This window comes from Paenibacillus tyrphae (genome assembly GCF_024158745.1).
Taxonomy (GTDB): Bacteria; Bacillota; Bacilli; order Paenibacillales; family NBRC-103111; genus Paenibacillus_G; species Paenibacillus_G tyrfis_A.
The window spans coordinates 139,158-157,973 of record NZ_JAMZAW010000014.1; the positions used below are offsets into that span (position 1 = coordinate 139,158).

The 18,816-nt window shown below is 54.3% G+C and carries 25 protein-coding genes, 1 pseudogene and 1 riboswitch; of the genes and pseudogenes, 13 read left to right on the top strand and 13 right to left on the bottom strand.

All coding sequences use genetic code 11. From position 1 onward, the window contains the following. Positions 1-97: 97 nt before the first annotated feature. The 3 genes from NI000_RS21340 to NI000_RS21350 all read right to left on the bottom strand — a co-directional run bounded on the left by NI000_RS21340 (position 98) and on the right by NI000_RS21350 (position 2,391). Positions 98-694, bottom strand: a complete 597-nt coding sequence (locus tag NI000_RS21340) for an SRPBCC family protein (protein WP_253413429.1) — start codon at positions 692-694, stop codon at positions 98-100. 70 nt (positions 695-764) lie between these two features. Further along, on the bottom strand, positions 765-1,730 hold the full coding sequence (locus NI000_RS21345; protein WP_253413430.1) for a helix-turn-helix transcriptional regulator: 966 nt from the start codon (positions 1,728-1,730) through the stop codon (positions 765-767). Between the two features lie 34 nt (positions 1,731-1,764). Next, positions 1,765-2,391: an HAD family hydrolase gene (locus NI000_RS21350; protein ID WP_253413431.1), complete on the bottom strand. Its 627-nt coding sequence runs from the start codon at positions 2,389-2,391 to the stop codon at positions 1,765-1,767. Between the two features lie 205 nt (positions 2,392-2,596). Continuing rightward, positions 2,597-2,680: riboswitch (ZMP/ZTP riboswitch) on the top strand. 91 nt (positions 2,681-2,771) lie between these two features. Between NI000_RS21350 and NI000_RS21355 the strand changes: the two genes are divergently transcribed. The 3 genes from NI000_RS21355 (at position 2,772) to NI000_RS21365 (ending at position 4,305) form a co-directional block, all read left to right on the top strand. Beyond that, the gene (locus tag NI000_RS21355) at positions 2,772-3,635 is read left to right on the top strand and encodes a bifunctional 5,10-methylenetetrahydrofolate dehydrogenase/5,10-methenyltetrahydrofolate cyclohydrolase (protein WP_253413432.1); all 864 of its coding nucleotides are present in this window, start codon (positions 2,772-2,774) and stop codon (positions 3,633-3,635) included. Beyond that, positions 3,632-3,931 (top strand): cyclodeaminase/cyclohydrolase family protein, encoded by a 300-nt coding sequence (locus NI000_RS21360; protein WP_253413433.1) that lies wholly within the window; start codon positions 3,632-3,634, stop codon positions 3,929-3,931. Before NI000_RS21355 ends, NI000_RS21360 begins: the two co-directional genes overlap by 4 nt. A gap of 80 nt (positions 3,932-4,011) precedes the next feature. Further along, positions 4,012-4,305 (top strand): DUF3817 domain-containing protein, encoded by a 294-nt coding sequence (locus tag NI000_RS21365; RefSeq protein ID WP_253413434.1) that lies wholly within the window; start codon positions 4,012-4,014, stop codon positions 4,303-4,305. Positions 4,306-4,476: 171 nt separating this feature from the next. Here the strand turns inward: NI000_RS21365 and NI000_RS21370 are convergent, their stop codons facing one another. Then, a complete protein-coding gene (locus tag NI000_RS21370) occupies positions 4,477-5,082 on the bottom strand; it encodes a DUF2087 domain-containing protein (protein ID WP_253413435.1) in 606 nt (201 codons plus the stop codon). 190 nt (positions 5,083-5,272) lie between these two features. Between NI000_RS21370 and pdxR the strand changes: the two genes are divergently transcribed. Then, entirely contained in the window at positions 5,273-6,676 is a 1,404-nt protein-coding gene (pdxR, locus tag NI000_RS21375) for a MocR-like pyridoxine biosynthesis transcription factor PdxR (RefSeq protein WP_253413436.1), read from the top strand. Positions 6,677-6,754: 78 nt separating this feature from the next. On the opposite strand, the gene NI000_RS21380 is transcribed toward pdxR, so the two are convergent. Next, the gene (locus NI000_RS21380; RefSeq protein WP_253413437.1) at positions 6,755-7,339 is read right to left on the bottom strand and encodes a MarR family winged helix-turn-helix transcriptional regulator; all 585 of its coding nucleotides are present in this window, start codon (positions 7,337-7,339) and stop codon (positions 6,755-6,757) included. A gap of 205 nt (positions 7,340-7,544) precedes the next feature. Here NI000_RS21380 and NI000_RS21385 point away from each other — a divergent pair, with 205 nt between their 5' ends. Further along, positions 7,545-8,588: a zinc-binding dehydrogenase gene (locus NI000_RS21385; RefSeq protein ID WP_253413438.1), complete on the top strand. Its 1,044-nt coding sequence runs from the start codon at positions 7,545-7,547 to the stop codon at positions 8,586-8,588. 100 nt (positions 8,589-8,688) lie between these two features. Here NI000_RS21385 and NI000_RS21390 read toward each other — a convergent pair whose 3' ends face one another. After that, positions 8,689-9,666, bottom strand: coding sequence for a phosphotransferase enzyme family protein (locus NI000_RS21390; RefSeq protein WP_253413439.1), 978 nt, complete (start codon positions 9,664-9,666; stop codon positions 8,689-8,691). A gap of 304 nt (positions 9,667-9,970) precedes the next feature. Here NI000_RS21390 and NI000_RS21395 point away from each other — a divergent pair. Further along, positions 9,971-10,338 (top strand): annotated as a pseudogene (locus NI000_RS21395) (CmcI family methyltransferase). Between the two features lie 29 nt (positions 10,339-10,367). Here NI000_RS21395 and NI000_RS21400 read toward each other — a convergent pair. The 4 genes from NI000_RS21400 to NI000_RS21415 all read right to left on the bottom strand — a co-directional run bounded on the left by NI000_RS21400 (position 10,368) and on the right by NI000_RS21415 (position 12,629). Then, positions 10,368-10,784: an e9imm peptide gene (locus NI000_RS21400; RefSeq protein WP_253413440.1), complete on the bottom strand. Its 417-nt coding sequence runs from the start codon at positions 10,782-10,784 to the stop codon at positions 10,368-10,370. A 21-nt stretch (positions 10,785-10,805) separates the two neighbouring features. After that, positions 10,806-11,432 (bottom strand): DUF3267 domain-containing protein, encoded by a 627-nt coding sequence (locus tag NI000_RS21405; protein ID WP_253413441.1) that lies wholly within the window; start codon positions 11,430-11,432, stop codon positions 10,806-10,808. Positions 11,433-11,446: 14 nt separating this feature from the next. Beyond that, complete coding sequence (imm48, locus tag NI000_RS21410) at positions 11,447-11,833, bottom strand: Imm48 family immunity protein (protein WP_253413442.1); 387 nt, start codon at positions 11,831-11,833, stop codon at positions 11,447-11,449. A gap of 151 nt (positions 11,834-11,984) precedes the next feature. Continuing rightward, on the bottom strand, positions 11,985-12,629 hold the full coding sequence (locus NI000_RS21415; protein WP_253413443.1) for an SMI1/KNR4 family protein: 645 nt from the start codon (positions 12,627-12,629) through the stop codon (positions 11,985-11,987). Positions 12,630-12,781: 152 nt separating this feature from the next. Here NI000_RS21415 and NI000_RS21420 point away from each other — a divergent pair, with 152 nt between their 5' ends. From NI000_RS21420 to NI000_RS21440, 5 genes are all read left to right on the top strand, one after another. After that, a complete protein-coding gene (locus NI000_RS21420; protein WP_253413444.1) occupies positions 12,782-13,036 on the top strand; it encodes a hypothetical protein in 255 nt (84 codons plus the stop codon). 137 nt (positions 13,037-13,173) lie between these two features. Then, positions 13,174-13,602, top strand: coding sequence for a universal stress protein (locus NI000_RS21425; protein ID WP_253413445.1), 429 nt, complete (start codon positions 13,174-13,176; stop codon positions 13,600-13,602). A gap of 434 nt (positions 13,603-14,036) precedes the next feature. Further along, on the top strand, positions 14,037-14,825 hold the full coding sequence (locus tag NI000_RS21430) for a HEAT repeat domain-containing protein (protein WP_253413446.1): 789 nt from the start codon (positions 14,037-14,039) through the stop codon (positions 14,823-14,825). Beyond that, positions 14,822-15,058, top strand: a complete 237-nt coding sequence (locus tag NI000_RS21435; protein ID WP_054976704.1) for a DUF6953 family protein — start codon at positions 14,822-14,824, stop codon at positions 15,056-15,058. Before NI000_RS21430 ends, NI000_RS21435 begins: the two co-directional genes overlap by 4 nt. A 9-nt stretch (positions 15,059-15,067) precedes the next feature. After that, positions 15,068-15,520 carry a hypothetical protein gene (locus tag NI000_RS21440; RefSeq protein WP_253413447.1) on the top strand — a complete coding sequence of 151 codons (453 nt, stop codon included), beginning with the start codon at positions 15,068-15,070 and terminating at the stop codon, positions 15,518-15,520. 56 nt (positions 15,521-15,576) lie between these two features. Here NI000_RS21440 and NI000_RS21445 read toward each other — a convergent pair whose 3' ends face one another. Together NI000_RS21445 and NI000_RS21450 are read right to left on the bottom strand one after the other, a co-directional pair. Further along, positions 15,577-15,891, bottom strand: coding sequence for a DMT family transporter (locus tag NI000_RS21445; RefSeq protein ID WP_253413448.1), 315 nt, complete (start codon positions 15,889-15,891; stop codon positions 15,577-15,579). Then, complete coding sequence (locus NI000_RS21450) at positions 15,891-16,232, bottom strand: DMT family transporter (RefSeq protein WP_253413449.1); 342 nt, start codon at positions 16,230-16,232, stop codon at positions 15,891-15,893. Before NI000_RS21450 ends, NI000_RS21445 begins: the two co-directional genes overlap by 1 nt. 130 nt (positions 16,233-16,362) lie before the next feature. On the opposite strand from NI000_RS21450, the gene NI000_RS21455 reads away from it, so the two are divergent. After that, a complete protein-coding gene (locus tag NI000_RS21455) occupies positions 16,363-17,217 on the top strand; it encodes a LysR family transcriptional regulator (RefSeq protein WP_253413450.1) in 855 nt (284 codons plus the stop codon). 17 nt (positions 17,218-17,234) lie between these two features. Here NI000_RS21455 and NI000_RS21460 read toward each other — a convergent pair whose 3' ends face one another. Further along, the gene (locus NI000_RS21460; RefSeq protein ID WP_253413451.1) at positions 17,235-18,050 is read right to left on the bottom strand and encodes a GNAT family N-acetyltransferase; all 816 of its coding nucleotides are present in this window, start codon (positions 18,048-18,050) and stop codon (positions 17,235-17,237) included. A gap of 180 nt (positions 18,051-18,230) precedes the next feature. Between NI000_RS21460 and NI000_RS21465 the strand changes: the two genes are divergently transcribed. After that, positions 18,231-18,809: a TetR/AcrR family transcriptional regulator gene (locus tag NI000_RS21465; protein WP_253413452.1), complete on the top strand. Its 579-nt coding sequence runs from the start codon at positions 18,231-18,233 to the stop codon at positions 18,807-18,809. Positions 18,810-18,816: the final 7 nt, after the last annotated feature.

Consider the following 18,816-nt stretch of genomic DNA (forward strand, 5'->3'; position numbering starts at 1 on the left):
GAAGCCCCTCTTTTTTAGGTTATGAAGAGGAGGCAGTGCGCCTTATAAGCGGCTCTGCGAAAGGGGATGTAGGTCGACATGGCTGAATTTGTTCATGCTAGATTCTCTCCTCCAGTTTGGCGATGACTTGCTCCCAACGGTGTTTCATCTCTTCTCTGCGAAACGCGTCTTCGAGCTTTTCCTGATGGAAGCTGATCGTCGTTTTTCCCGAGCTGGCCGGCAGCAGACGGATTTGAACGGTAGACGCGTACTCCCATTCCTGAGGCTGCCAGGTCATGCGGAGCTGGGACAAGGGCTTGAGCACCCGAAGCTGGCCGGACGTGCCGTCTTCGGTCAAATAGACTTCCCCTTGCGGCGGGAGAGAGGACAGCCCGCCCAGCCACAAGCGCAGCCCTTCCGGCGCGGTCAGCAGCTCCCAGGCCCGTTCCGGGGAGACCGGCAGCGTCCGGCGTACCCCGATCTGGAAGCCGGCCGATGCCGTCAATCCCGCGGGCTTACGGCCCCGCTTCTGCTCGAAGGCGGCGGCGATCGTCTCGCCCCAACGTGGCTCCACGTCATGCTCGTCCCGCAAATAGTTGACGATATCCTCGTAGGACCAGGCTTGGTCCACGGTTCTCTGCAAAATCATCAGCCACTCTTCCCACGTATGGCCGGTTTCGTCCGGTAAAGCTTGCTTGGAGATCGGGGTCGTCATCGCGTCATCCTCCACCTTGTTTGATAATCCTATTATAAACAAACTTCACTGACACGGACGGCCAGTGAAGTTAAATTGTTTCGTAATATTCGGTAAGCGCGGAGGCGATGCCCGCCATACACTCTTTGAGCGGGAGCGGCTCGACAGCGAAGATCGATCCTCCGTAGCCGAGCAGCATGTAAGGCAAGCGGGTGTAGGCAAACGACTCGGTGACTTGAAACTGTACATGATCGGCAGAACGTTCGACGAGCGTGTGACCGAGCAGCCAGTGGCGGCATAGATCGTTAATCGCCTGCGGCTGCCCCTGGATGCGGACGGTGATCAGCGCTTCTTGCGTTTCGGGGCCCGGCAGCAGATCCTTCAGCAAAAACTGCCGGGCGGAAAATCCGCCCGGCCGCTCGAAGCTCTCCTCGGTGTGCGTCCAATCGCGGATACGGTCGACCCGGAAGCTGCGGATTTCTCCACGGAGCCGGCAGTAAGCGATAATATACCATGCGCTTTTCCAATGGACCAGCCCGTACGGGTCGATGCTCCGCGCCGTAACGTCGGCTTCGTATCCCGATTGGTAGACGATCCGCAGGGTGCGGCCTTCGGCGGCGGATTGTTCCAATACTTGCAGGATCGACCCGAGCCGGGGAGGGACAGGCGGATGGATGACCTCCAGTCCCGATTCGCGCCGTTCCAGCGCATGGAGCTGATCCTCGTTCGTGTACCTTTTGAGCTTGGCGATGGCCCGCTCCAGCGCTTCGCCGTAAGGATAGCCCGCCTGCTGGGCGAAATCCGCCGAATGGACGAGCGCCGTCTGCTCTTCCAAATCGAAGAACAACGGGGCTTCGTTGAACGATTCGAGCAAGCTGTAGCCGCCGTGATGCCCGGCGTCGGCGACGACGGGAACTCCGCTGGCGCACAAAGCGTCGATGCACCGGTAGACGGTGCGCACATGAATCTCCAGCTCGTCCGCGAGCTGCTGGGCGGTCATGCGCTTCCCCTTTTTAAGCAGCCACAGGATCGATAACATATTGTCCGCTTTGGACATGGCTTGACGCTCCTTTTCTAAGCAGCGGAAGGGATCATGGAAGCGCGGCCTCCATGATCGTCAGAATATCCTTCGGATGCCTCAGACGGTAATTGGCCGCAATTCCGGCATCGTGCGCTCCCCACAGCGCCAGTCCGGAGGCGACGCCCGCTCCGGCCGCGCACTGCATATCGTAGATGCTGTCTCCGATGTACATCGTATCCTTCGGCTCTGCCTCAAGCCGCTTCAAGGCGGTCAGGATCGGCTCGGGATGCGGTTTGTGCCGGGCCGTATCGTCGGCGCAGACGACGACATCGAAGTAAGGGTGCAGATCGAACCGGGCAAAATCTTTGATATATTCCGTGCGGGTCTTGGAGGTGACGATGCCGGTCCGCAGTCCAAGCTCTTTGACCCGGCGCAGCATCGGCTCGATGCCTTCGAATACGCGGATTTGGTAATCATGCCGCTCCATCAGCCGGTTCCAGCGTTCCGCGGCTTCCTCAATATCTTGAATCCCGAAGCGGGGAAGCGAGCGGGCGCTCGGGATCCCGAGCACAAAGGCAAGGTCCTTCGGCTCATAAGGGATGTTCCTCTCCTGCAGCAGGTCCGACAGCGAACTGAGAATCGCCTGCTCCGTATCGAGCAGCGTGCCATCTACATCGAATAATAGACAAGGATACATGAGGAATCAATCCTTTCTTCATGAATAATGCAAGATAACTTAATTATACTTATGACAACTTGTGTTAACAAGTGATTTTCAACAAATATAAGTAATTATGCCTAATTAAAATAATGAATTATGCGTAATTCCGATGTTCTATGTACATTCGCAAAATCAAGGTTTCCATACACCGTTCCTTCTGCTACAATATCAACAACAAACGAAAGCCGTATGCGACTGGCGAAAAGAGTGGATAACCACAAGGGAGCATGCGGTCGGAATCTTGCCGTTCGCCTGGGTAAAAGTATTTGCCGAAGACTCGTTGGAGGAGCTTTGGCGAATGCTTTTTTTCGTTTATGTACCGAATTCTAGTGAAAACACATTGGAGGTCGAGATCTATGGCACAACTGCTGAAAGCGAAAGAGGCGGCGGATCAAGTATATGAGCGGATTCTCAAGCGAACGGAGGAATGGAAGGCGGTGGGCTGTCAGCCTTGCATGGGGGTTATTTTGGTCGAAGGCGATCCCGCCTCGCTGCTCTATGTCCGGGCCAAGCAAAAAATTGCCGGAAAGCTGGGCATCGCGTTTCAGTTGAAAACGTTCCGGCCTGACGCGCAGGAAAGCGAAGTGATGAGCCTGATCGCCGAGTGGAACGCCGATCCCGCCGTTCACGGGATTATGCTGGAGCTTCCGCTGCCGAAGCATTGGTCCCAGGCACGGATCGAGAGTGCCATCGCTCCGCAGAAGGACGTGGACGGGGTGACGCCCGCAAGTAAGCTGGCAACGATGACGGGCGTCGAGGGTCTTTACCCCGCTACGCCACAAGCATGCATCCGGCTGCTCCGGCATTACGGCTACCGGCTGGAAGGCGCCAACGTCGCGTTAATCGGCCGGGGCCAGACGGTCGGGCTGCCGCTCTTCCATATGCTGCAGCGGGAACAAGCCACCGTCACCGTCTGTCACTCGCGTACCCCGGACCTTGCCTTCCATCTGCGGCATGCGGAGATTGCGTTCGCCGCCGCAGGACAGCCTGGCCTTGTGACTCGGGAGATGGTTCACCCGGAGCTCATTCTCATTGATGCGGGAATTAACGAAACGGCGGACGGAAGCATCGCGGGCGATGTGTCCGCAGGAGCGGCCGAAGCGGTGAAGGCGGTGTCTCCGGTGCCCGGCGGCGTCGGGACGCTCACGACGGCGATTTTGTTCGAAAATGTGCTAAAAGCGCTGGAGCTGCAAGCCCAAGGAAAGGTGGCGGGACGATGACGTCGGCGATCTGGTGGAAGCGGACGGTCGGGGAGTTCGTTCAAGAGGCCGGAAGCGCGGAGCCGACGCCGGGAGGAGGCAGTGTGGCCGCTCTCGCTGCGGCGCTCGGCGCCGCGATGGCGTCGATGGCAAGCCGTTTGTCGCAGGGAGAGACGCTCAAAGCGCAGGTGCTCCGTACCGTCCACAGCCGGGCGCGGGGCATTGACCAAGCGCCGCTGCCGGCTGTGGACGGTACGGGCAGGTGTTTGAAAAAAGTCACAATTGCCCAATACTTGGCGGATTCCGGCAGTTTATAATAAAGATGCATCTTTGGGTTCGTCCAAAGCGGGCCAGAAGACAGCGGTTACATCCTATTTCGTACTTTGGAGGTCATGCCATGTTGAATCATCCCATCGGCCGCTTGCGCGTCGTCGCTTTTATTGAAGGGATGTCCTATCTCGTTCTGCTGGCCGTCGCCATGCCGCTCAAGTATTTCCTGGACATGCCGCAAGCCGTCAAAATTGTCGGATCGCTCCACGGCCTGTTGTTCGTGCTGTACGTGCTGGCCGTCATCCACGTTACCTTCGCCCACCGCTGGACCGTGCTGAAAGTGCTGTTCGCCATGCTTGCCGCCTTCATTCCGTTCGGCAATTTTATCCTGGATTCGCGCTTATTGAAAAACAGCCGTTAGGCGACCCGAAAAAGGCAGCCGCATAGAGAAGCTTGCAGGTCTGCCTTTCGCTGCGGATTTATAACGTTTTGCCCGAAAAGACTCCGGTAAGGAGTTTTTCTCATTTCTTGTTTTGCCATCGTTCGAGCTTGTGAATGTGGTCCACAGCAATTCCTCCCGCAAGTTCCTCTCTTAAGTTAACTTATCCCACTTGGCCCACATTTTGCGCGGGTTCATCTCGTATTCTTCGTTGTCCCGGAACATGAACCGGTGCATAATAAACTCCCTGCGGATCGTTGCAAAGTCCTCGTGATACTGCCGGATGAAGTCGTTGATTTCTTGCTCCGTATACTTTCGTCCTTTCTCTAACCTCGAGACGATATTTTCTAATACGATCAGCTTCTTCTTCAACTGGGCTGGCACGTGTTTCAACTTGCCTTCGGAGGTGAAGAAGTTTTTCAGAACGGATTGTTGAAGACGTTCGGCTTTGTCCTCGGGCATGGAAGGCCCTCCTGTCTCGTTGGAATGGGAGTAGATCAGCTCTACCGAAGCGGCGGCGTTCGCCTTGATGAAATGATGATTCAGCGAAAAGTAGATGGTATTTTTCACCCGGCGCTCATAAAGCAAGCTGGCTTCCCGCAGCTTGGCGGCGTGGTGGGTAATGGTGGCAGGGGTTACGCCTAATTTGTCGGCCAGCACCTGTCCGTTCAGCTCCCCGTCCGCCAACAGGATAAGGATGCGGATTCTTGTCGGGTCGGCGAGCGCTTTATGATAATTGACGATCTTATCCAACTGCATGGGTTGATGATCACCATCCATATTTTTTAATATGCATCTAATTTAATATTTATCTAATTAGATAATATTCAAATTAATTTCTGCTGTCAATGAAATCCAACAAATTTACTGTAGCATGGCCGAGTGGTTTATAATAGTGCCAATGAAGCCGAATCTGAATGGAGCCACTTTGGCAAAAGGGGAGAGGTCTATGCTGTGGATTCCGATTGACCGGTCGCTCGACATGCCGCTGATCGGGCAGGTGTACGGGCAAATCCGCGACCGCATATTGAAGGGGGAGCTTCCGTCCGGAGAGAAGCTGCCGTCCACGCGGGAGCTTTCCGGGGAGTTGAAGGTATCGCGCAATGTCGTGCTGGAGGCTTACGATCAACTGCTGGCTGAAGGTTTTCTCATCTCGCGGAGGGGCTCGGGGACGTTCGTGGCGGAAGGCGCCTATCTTGAACAGCGCAGACGAGTGACAGAAGCGATTGCGCCGAGCGCGTATGGTAACCTGCTCCGGGACGGGGACCTCGTCAATTTCCGCTCGGGCATTCCGGCCCTGGACCGGTTTCCGCGCAGAATATGGGCGCAGCTGTCTTCGGCCGTCTGGAACGAAGCGTCGCCTGCGGTGCTGGGGTACGATGCTCCCGAAGGGCGTCCGGAGCTGCGGCATGTGCTGGCGCGGTATTTGCTGAAAAGCAGGGGGGTGCACTGTCACCCGGACCAGCTCGTCATCACTTCCGGCGCTACGCAAGCGCTGTCTCTGGTGTCCAAGCTGCTGTTGTCGCCGGGCGACGAAGTGATCATGGAAGATCCGATCACCTGCGATATTCAGGCGATGTTTCAAGCCCAAGGCGCCTCCATTCGCTTCGTACCGGTGGATGAGCACGGGCTGCAGACGGCTTTGCTGCCGCAGGCAAGTTCGCCTAAATTGGCCTTCGTTACGCCCTCGCATCAATATCCGCTGGGAGGAGCGCTGCCGATTCAGCGGCGCATTCAGTTGATTCAATACGCGCGTACGCACGATTGCTACTTGGTCGAGGACGATTACGACAGCGAATTCCGCTACGAAGGGCCGCCCGTCAGCTCCTTGCAGGGGTTGGAGCCGGACCGCGTCCTCTACATCGGCTCGTTCAGCAAAATTTTATCTCCGGCGCTGCGCATGGGTTACCTGATTCTCCCCAGGCCTCTCGTCGAGCCATGCCGCCGGTTGAAGTGGTACGCGGATCTGCACAAGCCTTCGATGGATCAGCTCATTCTTGCGCGTTTTATGGAAGGGGGCTATCTGGAACGGCATATTGCGAAGATGAAGAAGCTGTACAAAAGCCGCAGAGATTGTCTGATCGAATGTTTGCGGTCCGCTTTTTCGGACCAGGTGAACATCATCGGCGATTCGACCGGGCTGCATCTCGTCGCGGAGTTTCCCGGACGCCGGTTCGACGAAGAGGCGGTTCGGAAAATCGAGCGTATGGGAGTTAAGGTGTATCTGGTGGAAGAGCACGCCAACGACAAAGAAGCGCACCGCAGCCGGCTCATTTTAGGGTACGGTCATCTTCCCAAGGAGGATATTCAGGAGGGGATCGCCCGGCTTAGCCGGGCTCTGCTTGGTATGTAGCGACATACCGGTGGCCCCATGAGCTTGCAGAAGGGCGCCGGTCAGGCTAAGCGCTTTCTCTCGTTTATGCGCGCAAGCTTACACGGAGGGCGGCTCCGCTCTCCCCGCTTCGTCATCCGGGCCGGAGTTCGCTTGCGGATTTACCCAGGAGGCTTGTAAGGAATCCTGCAAAATTCGGGTAAGAACGCGCAGCTCCGCGTCGTCATACTTTTGCAGGAAGCGTATGACGCCTTGCTCCATTTGCCGGTGCAGCGCTTCGTGAAGCCGGAACAGCTCCTGACCGAGCGGGGTCGTGCGGAACAGGACCTCTTTTTTGTTATTGGGAAGGAACTGTTTCTGAATCAATCCTTTGGCGGTCAGCCTCCGGGTAATTTTGGAGACGCTGCCCTTCGGGATGCCGAATTGTCTGGAGACGGTAATGCCGTTCACCGGCTCCAGCCGTCCTATGGCGTCCAGCACATGCAGCTCGGTCACCGTCGTATCTTTCAAAAGCCCGATAATTGCCTCATTGTCGCAGTTCCGGGCCATCCACTGCCGCTCCTCGTCATCTTCGGCCTCCATCCGCCGCTGGACTTGCCCGAACAAGGCAATGACCTGCCGGATGAGCGGCTCTTTGGAATGTTGGCTCCCGTTGGGCCGGCTGCCGTTGGAAGTATGTGCCATGAAGAAATCTCCTTCATTTTCGATCGGTTCTATTCTATCAGTATATCAAGAAAGGGGCCATTTCAAAAACGGTAATGGAGCTTGATCATCCTCCAACAAAAAAAGTTTCCGGGAAACAATATTGACAAACAGAGTAATCGCCGCTAATATTGTTTCCAGGAAACAATATTGCTGACTCGTCAGCCTGCGAGGAGAGGATTCGAATATGAATAACGATCGGCTGCACGGAAATGGTTCCGAGGAAATTCACTCCGGGGGAGCGGTCACGACACGGCGGGTTGCTCGGGCGCTGCGTGCCGGCGGGCCGGAAGTCATCGAGGTTGCAGAAGAAGAGCTGGCCCCTTTAAAGTCCGGCGAGGCGCTTGTGCGGGTGGAGGCCGTCGGCCTGAACCACGTGGAGTCCTTGGTGCGGTCCGGTACGTATCCCATCCAGTTTCCGTTTCCCTACGGCGTCGGTGTAGAGGGGGCCGGGGTCGTTCTGGCGGTCGGCCCGGAGGTCACGCTCCCCGTGGGTACGCGGGTATGCTGGACCGGCGTCCCCGGGTCCTGCGCGACGGCCGTCATCGCGCAAGCCGCCATGCTGGTCCCTCTGCCGGACCCGCTTACGTTCGAGGACGGCGCCAGCCTGGCTCACGCAGGGCTGACCGCCGGCGGTCTTGCCCGCCACTGGCCGCTCAGCGAAGGCTCGACCGCTGTCGTATGGGGCGCTGCCGGCGCCGTAGGCCGTCTGCTTGTCGCTACGCTGGCCGAGCGCGGCGTCGAGGTGATCGGCATCGCCAGCGGCGGCGAGCGGCTGGAAGCGGTGCGGGCGGCCGGGGCCGTTCAAGCCGTCGACCGTTCCGCCGAAGACGTGCAGGCCGCCGTCCGTGCCTTCACCGGCGGTCGCGGGGCTGCCGCCGTGTTCGATCCCGTCGGTACGGAGACGTACAAGCTGAGCTTAAGCCTGCTGGCGCGTCGCGGCTGCCTGATCAACTACGGACAGCTGTCCGGCGATCTGCCGTCCGTCGACATGAAGGAGCTCATGACGGCTGGCTCCGTCTTCGTGACCAAGTATGGCCCCGGCGGGGTTGAGGGCCCGACTGACATGGCCGGACTCATCGCGGATGCGGTGAAGCTCGCCGCGAAGCGTCCTTTGACCAGCGGCGCTGCCGGGCGGTTTGCGCTGGATCGGGCCGCCGACGCCTACCGGGCGCTGGATTCCGGCGTTCATGGCAAGGTGCTCGTTATTCCCGGCGGCACCGCTCTCTGAGAAAGGGCGGCGGGGGCGTTCCTCCAACAAGCAAAGCCGGAATCCCTCCTGGAGGGAAATTCCGGCCTTGCTTCAAGCTTCATTTCATATGTCTAAGTACTTACCACGGCTTCGCAAAGCTCTGCCGCATTTCGTCGCAGTATTGCTGCAGCTCGGCCTTCAGCCCGTCTAACCACTCAGGGGCTTCCTCCAGCTCGCTGTTTTCCAGCGAAGCAAGCAGTCTGGAGAAGCTGTATAGTTCGGCGAATCTCCGAAACCGCGGAAAAGCCTGCACCACAGCCTCATCCAATGGTCTGACAGAGCGGTACCCGCGCACAAAAGCCTGAAGCTGCGCCTCGCCTTCCGGGTTCTCGTCTTCCAACTGATCTGCAAGCGCCGCCGCAATATCCATAGCGAACCAATGGTACATGGAATCATCGAAGTCGATTACGCTCAGCTGCTTGGTTTTTTCCTGCCAAAAGACGTTATCCGTCTGAAAATCGTAATGAATCAGACCGTAAGCTTCTTCCGAAGCCGGCATCGATTCCAGCCAAGCCTTCACTCTGGCAAGCTCGGCCATTGCTTCGTTCTCGTGAGGATGCCTGTGCAGGACGTTCTCTGCGAACAGGAGCGCCTCCCGCCAGCTGCGGCGCTTTCCGCCCGCCGGTTTGTACGTCCGGGACAAGCCGTGTAGCGATGCCAGCGACCGTCCCCACGCCTCGCAAGGAAGCTCGTCAACCTCATACAGCGGCACTCCGTCGGCTTTGCTGAACACAACACCGTAGTACCGCCCTTGCGGCAGTTGTACGGATTCGATGAGCCTGCCGTTTACGGACGGAAGCGGAATGACGCAGGGGAACCCATGCTGATGCAAGTATTGCATGAAATCCAGCTCCGCTTCGATTTGTTCCAGCGGGGTTTCCTGCTCAAACGTGAATCTTAGAAAATATGTGTTCCGTTTCCGTTTAACAACGTACACAAAGGTCGAGCTTGCTCTCCAAAATTTTAACGTCCCTTGGTCGTGTTCCCAATGTGCTATCAGCTCCAGAGCGACCGCGTCGGACTCCAGGCCCTGCACCATGTTTCGTAAATTCATCATTGTGGATCTGCCTCCCGCCATACCATGCGGGAGAACAAAGCCCGATTAAGCGGCGAGTCCTCCCACCGATATGCCAATTTGAAGTTCACTCTTCAAAATCGCGTCACTCCTTTCCTGAAGCTAAGGTATGAACCGGCTTATAAGCCATGGATAGATTACCATAAACCGGAAACAGAGTGGTGTGGCTTTTTGACTATAACCAAATTCGCCGCAAAACCGCTTGGGAAGGCTGGTGTACGAACCATTCTGCCCGCCGCACACATACAGTGGCTTTTATAAATGGAGAGGAAGAGGAGAGGAGGGCATGAGTGATTTCATCGACCAATTCCATCGGCATTACTATGATAGCCTCGTATGGCAGAATACGAAATGGCTCGGGGTGCAGATCCTGAAAATGCCGCTCGATTTGATGATCTATCAGGAAATTATTTATGAGGTTCAGCCGGATCTTATTATCGAAAGCGGAACGTTTAACGGGGGCAGCACGTTGTTTTTCGCCTCGATGCTTGACCTGATCGTGCCGGACACCCCGTGCTTCCGAGCCACGGTCCCGGCCCGATGGAAGCACTGGACGCGTTTCTTCAAGAAAATGACCGGTTTGCAGTCGACGAAAGCCGGCATAAATTTTTCGTAACCTTCAACCCGAGAGGCTATTTGCGCAAAATAAAATGAGGCGCTGTCCCCATTGAGGGTCAATTGTTCTACAGGATGATCGGCTTATAGGCCAGCGCTTTGTCTACAATCTCCTCGGCCGACAAATCTTCGTCGCTCCAAAAAATATAATTGCTGATGCTCGGGTCCGCGACCGAACTCGTAATCATATCCAGCCAAATGTCCATTTCCCACTCTTCTCCCGAGCACTGCATCACTTGTTCCACGAGCCCGACCAGCTCATCCCTGCTCAATTCTCCCAGCAGGACCGGTCGGTGATGGAACAGTCTTCTGGCGACAAACTCGGCGCCTTCGTCGGTATGTAACAGCAGCTCTTCAACATCCGGATAGGTGACATTAGCCTTGAGCTGCTTCAGCTTTTCTTCGTACGGCTCCCCGGAATCCTGGGCGCTCTGTATTTCCTGCACCAATTCGAAAATTTTCTCGTAAGACAAAGTTTGCTCCATTTCGTTCACGTCCTAAGCGATTTAGATATGAGAAGATTTTTGCCTTGTTGTCGATTTCCAATACGTCTTCGTTCCGTTGCAGACAATGACCGCTTTGGAAGGGACTTGAATCCAGATCAGAATCCAATTCAAGATATCCAAAGAAGACGACAACGAATTTAAGACGATCAAAAAGAGGATGAAAGGGGAGAGCGCCCCCAATAGGCCCAGCAAGGCCGGAAGTATGATGGATATGACAATAAAGGGCAAAAGCGTAATGACGATATATCTCGTTTTGGATACTTGTTCTTCCGTATACACATATCCCCCGAACAAGGTAATGCCGACATACGTGCTCTTCGACGCGATAAAGTTCGGGATCAAGATGAAGTGCAGCAGCTCATGAACCAAGAGCAGCGATACAATTCCCATTATACTTTTCAAGTCGATCGTAAACGATATCGATTCTGGCAAAAAATTTGCGAGAGGGACAGTCGAAAACATACTTACGATACAGACGGTCACGATGAGATTGATGATCATGAAAGGAACGGACAGGACTAGAGCGCGCATGGGAGATTTGGGCTCCTTCAGCAAGGCCCAGCCGTTGCGGATGAACTCCGCATGCTTTTGTTTATCGGTTTCCGGAAATCGGTTCCGTATCTTCATCGATTTCACTCATTTCACTCGCTAAACGAATTTAAAATATCAAGCAGATTTTGACGCAAATCTTCCATTTCTTCATTCACGTACTCGTAGTGTCCGTTGATGCCTCGATGAATGATGGTGTTCATCGCCGGATGATGGTCCCGGTCCGTCGCTTGGATCAGATCGTGGGCGAAAGCGGCGGCTTGATGCTCGCTGTATTGAAATGCGCGCATCAGCATTGCGATCGTCAGCGCATGCGTCTGCGGCTGATCCAGGTCATCCCGGACCGCAACCGCCATCACGGCGCCGAAGCTGAAAGCGGCGATCAGCTGCCGTTCGAGCTCGGTCGTTTCGGTAAAAGGAATCTCGATCAGATCAAACAACCTGTCCGCGAATTCTGTAATTTCAGTGAGTTGTTCCATGGAGTGACATCCTTTCCTGCCGGCAAATTTTTCAAGGTGGTATAGCGTTCCATCCTCTGGTATATACGTAATAAGACGGCAAAAGGAAGCAAAGATGGCATGAAGATTCGTGCGGACTTTGTAAGGGAGTGGCTCCCGAGCTCCGCAGACGCTACTCCTCCGTGTCCTCCGTTACCGCCTCCCGGTTGCACAAAACGGTCATCATTTCCTTGAACGAACCGAAGATCGGTCTGACGTAAGGCAGGAGATGATCCCTGTTCCTCGACGCCTCCTCGCCTAACTCGTGCAAATGATCATGCAAGAACCATACGACAGGGCAGTCCCCGTCTTCTTGTCGCTGCATCGTATCGAAGCATACCGGACCTTGGCTGTCTTCGCACTCGGCAAAAGGCACATAGCCTGCCGACAGCAGAGGTTCCCAGGCACTTATTAAAAACTCCAAGGACTGAAGTCTTTCTTCCGAAGATAGCGAAGGCATCTCTATAAATTGACAATCCCCTATGTATTCCCCATCTACTTCCACATTATCGAATTGCAGAGATACGTAATGATAGCTCATCAAGAACGCTTTAAAAAGCGGCGGAAATTCGATCGCATATTCGCTCTCTACCGCCCGGATCTCGTCTTCGCCGATGGTCGAATCCAGGGGCTTCCATTTTACCCAGCCTTCCTCGTCGACTTCTCCGTCCCGCATCTCCTGCGGCACTTTCTCTTGCACATGCATAAAGGCAATATCGACAGCTCTGGAGAAATACGGTCCCAGCTGCTCTTTGATCCAAGAAACTTTTTCTATCATCGTATGCTTAAGCTCCTTTTCCAGTTCCATTCCAGCAACTGCACATTATTACTAGTTTACGAAATTGGCGAGGATTCTGCCAGATTAGTCCATACTTTTGTTCGTAGAAGCACATAGAATATACCATGTCCAACAAGAAAGGATGGTGTGCTATGTCAGCCAATCACGAACATTACCGTACCTGCAAGAATTATATTAACAAACGAGTGCGAATTATTACAATCAGCGGAGCTTCGTACGAAGGGCGGATCGTCAAAGTAGACCATAACCGCGTTTACCTGCAAACGGGCTCTAACAATCGCAGTAATGCTACCGTTTCGTTTCTTCCGTTTATTCTTCCGCTCGTCTTGTTTGACCTGTTGGCGATCGTACTCCTCGACCGGCCTTTTCGGGGACGTTTCTGCTAGCCGATTCGCCCCCTCGTCCCGGGGGATGTTGGCTTGTCCGCGGCCCGGTTTCGGCAGAGTGTGATTTAGATCATATCTTCGGCCCCGTGTAGACGTTACCATAAAAGTGTAAACGATCTACGGGGAGGTTTCCAATTATGCCATTCCAAAAAGTGCTAGTTGCTTTTGACGGTTCCGAGCTGTCCGTGAAGGCTCTTCAGAAAGCAATCTCCATTACCAAGGAAGATTCGGCGGAATTAATCGTCATCCATGTATATCAAACTCCGGTCCTTGCTTATGGATCCGCCTTCGTCACCGTTCCGGCCAACCTCGATCAGGACTACGAAGAGCTTGCCCGGTCCGTGCTGAAAGAAGCGGAAGGGTTGACTACCGGCGTGTCCCGGGTGAAGCACGTGCTGCAGCAAGGCCAGCCGGCCGTTACGATTCTGGAGTATGCGGAAGAAAACGGCGTCGATCTTATTATTATGGGAAGCCGGGGACTAAGCGGCATTCGCGAGTTTGTCCTTGGCAGCGTCAGCCACAATGTCGTTCAGCACTCGAAAGTACCGGTGCTAGTGATTAAGTAACGGCAGCGGGTAAGCAAACCACCTTAACCGGTCAGAGTGTTGAGAAAGTAGGCTTTTAAAAAAATAGAGATGCACACGGAGGCGGGGTATCCACTGGAGAAGCGATAGCGGCCACCTTTGTCTTCGGGAAATGTCCGCTAACAAGCGGCTTCCAATCAAATTTCCCGAGGACAACAGTGGTCGGAAGTGGATACCCCGCCCCTCGTAACCCCTATTATCTCAATTGACCACTTTCTCAACACTCGGAAAGCACCTTAACGGGTGCTTTTTTCATTTCCCACGGCGGCTCGCTTCGAGTACAATATGATATAATTTGGGAATCGGACCCTGCGGAGGAGAATGAACATGAATTACTATGATACATCCGACGAGGGCGAGCCGGAAGACGCCGGAATGCACGGTTGACTATATTTTTCTAAAGCGAAAGGTGACCTATGCCCGTATTTGTACATTTGACGCCGGAGCAATCGATCGCAAATATCGTTCGAAACGGCATCAAGCCGAGCGAGGTTCATGCGGCCGAGGTCGGAGACGGCGTCTTCTGCATGCCGGTGATTCACGATTTTTATGCGTCGCACCAATGGCTCCGGGAGCTGAGACGGTTTAACAAAAAGAGTATGACCGCCGTTTATTTCAAGCTGAGCGATGACGAGACCGTCTTTTTCGGCGATTATTACCAGAAGCACCGGCAGGGGAGCGCCGGGCAGGCCGTCAAAGCTTTTTTGAACCGGGAAGACCGGATGGGCTTTCAGGTGATCGTGCCGAGAAAAATCCTCAAGAACGAAATCTTGCGAACCAAAAAGCTGTCTCAGACGATCGGCTGGCGCTTTTACCCGAAGGCGAAAGGAACCAAGAGATGCCTCTGTCCCGGGTGCCTGCGCGGCGGAGAAATGAACGATAACAAGCTCATTTTGAGAAGGTACGAGGAGCTGCTGTCCGAACTAAGACAAGCTGACGAACTGGGAATCCAGTCGATTCTGAGGTCCATTTGGGTGCTGAAGATCGATCACGATCGCCGTATCAAGGACTTTCGGCCGTTGTTGTTCCTGAAGGATTCGTCCAATCCGGACGTCCTCATCGAGTTCGCTGCAGTGATCTCCAAGTTTCGGGGCCCCGAAATCGATGGGATTTTGCAGGAGCTGATGGAGCATCCTAACCCTCAGGTGAAGGCTGCGAGCGTGGAGGAGTGGCTCCGATTCAAGGAAAGGAGGGAATACGAATGAATTTTACCGCTGATGAGGTTGCCGAGTGGATGCTGAATGAAGTGAAGTCTGCGGGCATTCTATATCAAAGCGATGCCGTGCGGCATATCTCCGCTCATTTTGGCGAAGCGTTTATTTATGTCAACGAGAACGGGAACGCGTCTATCGATAAGGAAGTGAAGAAGGCGTTCAAGAAGCTGCACAAGGGAAGGGTAGCCTGGGACCGGGACGCTTTCTTCTGGGGCTGGACGTAGGAGGAGCACATGTTATTGCCGCACAGGTTCAAAAAAGACGGAGAGATCGAGAAGAAGCTTATTACGTATTTAACCGAAAAGGAAAGCTACGAATTAGTCTCGGACGGCGTGGTGCGGTCTGCAGATCAGCCGAGGCGCTTCACCCTCGACGAAGCGATGGAAATCTACAATCGGTTTGCGGGTGCGGACATGGCCTGGATGGGCGTCAGACACCGGGAGCCTATGATGTACCATTTTGCGGTTCGGGTCGATCCCCGGGAAAGCAAGGCGTACTTAATGGAATATCTCGATATTTTCAACGAAGAAAAGAACTTTCACTTGAAGCATATGGTCGAAATTTTGCATTGGGAGGAAGGGATACGGAGCTTACAAGTTCCGTTACGGCTTACCGAGACGGAGGATGATTATTTTTCCGTCGAATATGACCGGCAGGGCCATACGATCTTGGCAAAAAGGGTATAAGCTACGGAAACTCCGGAAGGAGGGCAGCTCCGCTAAGAGAAGCAGCCCTCTTTTTTCTACGAAATCAGTTTAAGTCCGATAGCGGACGCGAGGATCAGGCCGATGAACAAGATCCGCCTCCATTCCTTCGGCTCGCCGAAGACGAACATTCCGAGCAGCGTGCTTCCTGCGGTTCCGATGCCGGTCCATACGGCGTAGGCAGTGCCCATCGAGATGTGATTCATAGCGAGCGACAGTAATGTGAAGCTTGTTCCGAGCGTGACGATAAGGAACGTGTACGAGGTCCAGTGGCGATGCTCCGTCACACGTTTGAGGGCAACAACGCCGATGACCTCGCACAGTCCGGCGGCCAGCAGAGCAGCCCATGCCATTATGCCTCACCGCCTTTGGCCTCGGCATCCTTCGTAACGAGCTTAAGCCCCAGAACGCCGGCAGCCAACGCAGCGATGAGCACGAGCTTGAGCGGATGAGCCGGTTCCCCGAAGAGCACAATTTCGGTAATGACCGTACCGGCCGTACCGAGCCCCGTAAACATCACATACACCGTACCGATCGGCAATTTGGCGGCCGAATCCAGAAAGGCTTTGAAGCTAAATACAATAAATGCGAGGGTGAGCAGCCATTCCCACCACGCCGTCGAATGCTTCAGGCCTGTGACCCAGACGACCTCCGTTGCCCCGGCCAATATTAACAACCACCATGCTTTGTTCATCTCTTGCTGTTCTCCTCCTTGCTTGCTTAGAAACGCTTGATGTCATTGTAATTCAATAGAGGCATATCGTATAATGATCAATATTGATAAAGGTATCATTATTTTTGATATATGAACGGAGGGATGTCCGGTGGAATTGACGGATCTTAAAGTATTTGCAGTCATTGCCGAGGAGGGCAGCATATCCCGCGCCGCAGAACGGCTGGGCTACGTCCAATCGAATGTGACCGCGAGAATCCGGAAGCTGGAATCTGAGCTGGGGGTCCCGTTATTTCATCGGCATCCGAAAGGCGTTGTCCTGACGGAAAAAGGCGGCGCTTTTCGCGATTACGCCCTAACGATCTTGAATTTGTCCGAAGAAGCGGTGAGAGCGGTGCGGGAGACGGATTATCCGAGCGGCCCGCTGGCGATCGGGGTGGTGGAAACCGTAAATTGCCGTAATTTAATGAAAGCTCTGGCGGAATTTCAAGCCCGGTATCCCGGCGTCTCTCTCTCGATCACGACCGGAACTTCCGCGGATCTGCTTGCCAAATTGCTGAATCATCAGCTTGACGGAACGTTCGTTACCGGTGAGATCGATTCATCCAAGCTGGTTTTCGAACATACGGCAAAAGACGAGCTCCGGCTGCTGACCCGGACGACCGGGGAGACGTACCCGGATCTGGCCCATACCAAATGGGCCGTTTCACCGAAGGGCTGTCCTTTCCGGGCGGTTCTGGAAGCGTGGCTTCGCAGCGAAGGAATTCCTTTGGCCAATATGCTGGAAGTGAGCTCTCTGGAAACGCTTCTGAGCTGCGTACGTTCCGGACTTGCCGCTACGCTGCTGCCCCAATCTGTACTATCCGGGGAGTTCGAGGAGCTGGGAAGCTACCCGGTTCCGGAAGCGTTCCGCTATACGACAACAAGCTTTGTCCGCCGCAACGATGGATTTTCGAGCAAAGCTTGTGCCGCTTTTGTGGAGATGGTAAAGGTGAACGGGCTGTAACTGCCATTCCTCCGTTTTTATTCAAGCAAGTACCGGTTTTCATAAACCGTTACTTCGCAGACCGGCTCGAAACCCGATCGCCTATAAATGTTAATGCCGTCCGGCGAAGCTTGGAGTACGCACCAGCCGGTGCGGAGCTTCCGGGCTTCCGCAAGCAGGAAATTAAACATGGCGGACCCGAAGCCTTTTCCACGGTATTCCTGCCTTGTGGCAATGTCGTAGATGCCGACGCTATCGGGAGCGAAAATTAGACAGCCCGTTGCCACGACTTCATCCTGAACCGATCCGATGTACGGTTTCATGACGGAATGGTTCTGCAGAAGGGAAGCGGGCACCCTCTTATAATATAACCGAACGTTAGCGGCTTCCGCCGATTCGCCGAACAAAGAAGTCAGTACGTCCCCGTATTGTTCGATTTCCCAGACTGTCGCCACCTCCTTCAGCCTCAGCTCCGCCGGACAAAACGTATCCGGCCGCAAAGCATCCAAGTCGGCATACATGGCGATATTGATCTCCGCTTCGTTCAGCCCCAGGCTTCTTAACGTTTCAAACGTGCAGCTATTGCGATCCTCCCAGGACCACAGCGCCATAGGGTATTGCTTCTTGTTGAAGTATTCAACGGTCTCTTCGATCAGACCGGTGTCCGACGGTTTCACCTGCTCCTTCAGCCATACCGAATTGTTGAACGTATCGGACGGCAGTCCGCTATCCACTCGAATAAAATCCGCCGTTTTGCGGACATTCATCTCACCGGACTCCTTCGCCAAGCAGGTGGATTTGGTTATAAAATTCGCCCGAACGAGATGGGCAAGCCGTTTAAGCTCTGTTGTCATTGGAATTCCTCCTTGTTAAGCATTTGCCGGGGAGGGCTGTGGGGCCATCATGATTGTACCATTTTTTGCCTACCGGTTCACGCTAGCTCGATTGGTTACCATTAGCGCTCGGTTTATTTTACAATGGGCAATGAATATCATATGATATATATCAATAGATATTTTAAAGGAGAGGCGAATATGCCCCCCAAACCGAAGTTTAGCAAAGAGCAAATCATCGATGCCGCTTTCGAGATCGCGAAGCTCGAAGGAATGGACAGCATCACGATAAGAAAGGTCGCCGAGAAGCTGGGGAGTTCCATTGCCCCGATCTATGTCAATTTCAAGGATGTCGAAGAGCTGATCGGGGAAGTGATTCATAAGATCTTCGAGCTTAGCCGGCGCAAGCTGGCGGAACAGAGCACGGGCAACCCGTTCCGGGATATTGGAGTGGCGAGCCTGCGTTTTGCCAAGGAATACCCTGTTCTGTTTCGGGATCTGGTTATGAAGAACAATGCTTACATGAACAATTACGACAATGAAATGGGCGTTCTTGTGGAACAAATGAAGGAAGATCCCGAGCTGGAAAGCTTCTCCGAGGAGGAGCTTCGAGTCATTTTATTAAAAATGAGGATTTTTCAATTGGGGCTTTCCGTTATGGTAGCCAACGGCCTGCTTTCCGAGGATTTCGACGAGGAGAGGGAAGTTGAGATGCTGGAGAGCACCGCCGTAGACATCATGGCTGCGGCCCGCTTACGCAAGAAAGGAACGTTGACATGATGCCCGA

Excerpts from the sequence above, each read along its gene's own strand:
- NI000_RS21340 (WP_253413429.1), bottom strand. The coding sequence starts at position 694 with ATGACGACCCCGATCTCCAAGCAAGCTTTACCGGACGAAACCGGCCAT.
- NI000_RS21345 (WP_253413430.1), bottom strand. The coding sequence starts at position 1,730 with ATGTCCAAAGCGGACAATATGTTATCGATCCTGTGGCTGCTTAAAAAG.
- NI000_RS21350 (WP_253413431.1), bottom strand. The coding sequence starts at position 2,391 with ATGTATCCTTGTCTATTATTCGATGTAGATGGCACGCTGCTCGATACG.
- NI000_RS21355 (WP_253413432.1), top strand. The coding sequence starts at position 2,772 with ATGGCACAACTGCTGAAAGCGAAAGAGGCGGCGGATCAAGTATATGAG.
- NI000_RS21360 (WP_253413433.1), top strand. The coding sequence starts at position 3,632 with ATGACGTCGGCGATCTGGTGGAAGCGGACGGTCGGGGAGTTCGTTCAA.
- NI000_RS21365 (WP_253413434.1), top strand. The coding sequence starts at position 4,012 with ATGTTGAATCATCCCATCGGCCGCTTGCGCGTCGTCGCTTTTATTGAA.
- NI000_RS21370 (WP_253413435.1), bottom strand. The coding sequence starts at position 5,082 with ATGCAGTTGGATAAGATCGTCAATTATCATAAAGCGCTCGCCGACCCG.
- pdxR (WP_253413436.1), top strand. The coding sequence starts at position 5,273 with ATGCTGTGGATTCCGATTGACCGGTCGCTCGACATGCCGCTGATCGGG.
- NI000_RS21380 (WP_253413437.1), bottom strand. The coding sequence starts at position 7,339 with ATGGCACATACTTCCAACGGCAGCCGGCCCAACGGGAGCCAACATTCC.
- NI000_RS21385 (WP_253413438.1), top strand. The coding sequence starts at position 7,545 with ATGAATAACGATCGGCTGCACGGAAATGGTTCCGAGGAAATTCACTCC.
- NI000_RS21390 (WP_253413439.1), bottom strand. The coding sequence starts at position 9,666 with ATGATGAATTTACGAAACATGGTGCAGGGCCTGGAGTCCGACGCGGTC.
- NI000_RS21400 (WP_253413440.1), bottom strand. The coding sequence starts at position 10,784 with ATGGAGCAAACTTTGTCTTACGAGAAAATTTTCGAATTGGTGCAGGAA.
- NI000_RS21405 (WP_253413441.1), bottom strand. The coding sequence starts at position 11,432 with ATGAAGATACGGAACCGATTTCCGGAAACCGATAAACAAAAGCATGCG.
- imm48 (WP_253413442.1), bottom strand. The coding sequence starts at position 11,833 with ATGGAACAACTCACTGAAATTACAGAATTCGCGGACAGGTTGTTTGAT.
- NI000_RS21415 (WP_253413443.1), bottom strand. The coding sequence starts at position 12,629 with ATGATAGAAAAAGTTTCTTGGATCAAAGAGCAGCTGGGACCGTATTTC.
- NI000_RS21420 (WP_253413444.1), top strand. The coding sequence starts at position 12,782 with ATGTCAGCCAATCACGAACATTACCGTACCTGCAAGAATTATATTAAC.
- NI000_RS21425 (WP_253413445.1), top strand. The coding sequence starts at position 13,174 with ATGCCATTCCAAAAAGTGCTAGTTGCTTTTGACGGTTCCGAGCTGTCC.
- NI000_RS21430 (WP_253413446.1), top strand. The coding sequence starts at position 14,037 with ATGCCCGTATTTGTACATTTGACGCCGGAGCAATCGATCGCAAATATC.
- NI000_RS21435 (WP_054976704.1), top strand. The coding sequence starts at position 14,822 with ATGAATTTTACCGCTGATGAGGTTGCCGAGTGGATGCTGAATGAAGTG.
- NI000_RS21440 (WP_253413447.1), top strand. The coding sequence starts at position 15,068 with ATGTTATTGCCGCACAGGTTCAAAAAAGACGGAGAGATCGAGAAGAAG.
- NI000_RS21445 (WP_253413448.1), bottom strand. The coding sequence starts at position 15,891 with ATGGCATGGGCTGCTCTGCTGGCCGCCGGACTGTGCGAGGTCATCGGC.
- NI000_RS21450 (WP_253413449.1), bottom strand. The coding sequence starts at position 16,232 with ATGAACAAAGCATGGTGGTTGTTAATATTGGCCGGGGCAACGGAGGTC.
- NI000_RS21460 (WP_253413451.1), bottom strand. The coding sequence starts at position 18,050 with ATGACAACAGAGCTTAAACGGCTTGCCCATCTCGTTCGGGCGAATTTT.
- NI000_RS21465 (WP_253413452.1), top strand. The coding sequence starts at position 18,231 with ATGCCCCCCAAACCGAAGTTTAGCAAAGAGCAAATCATCGATGCCGCT.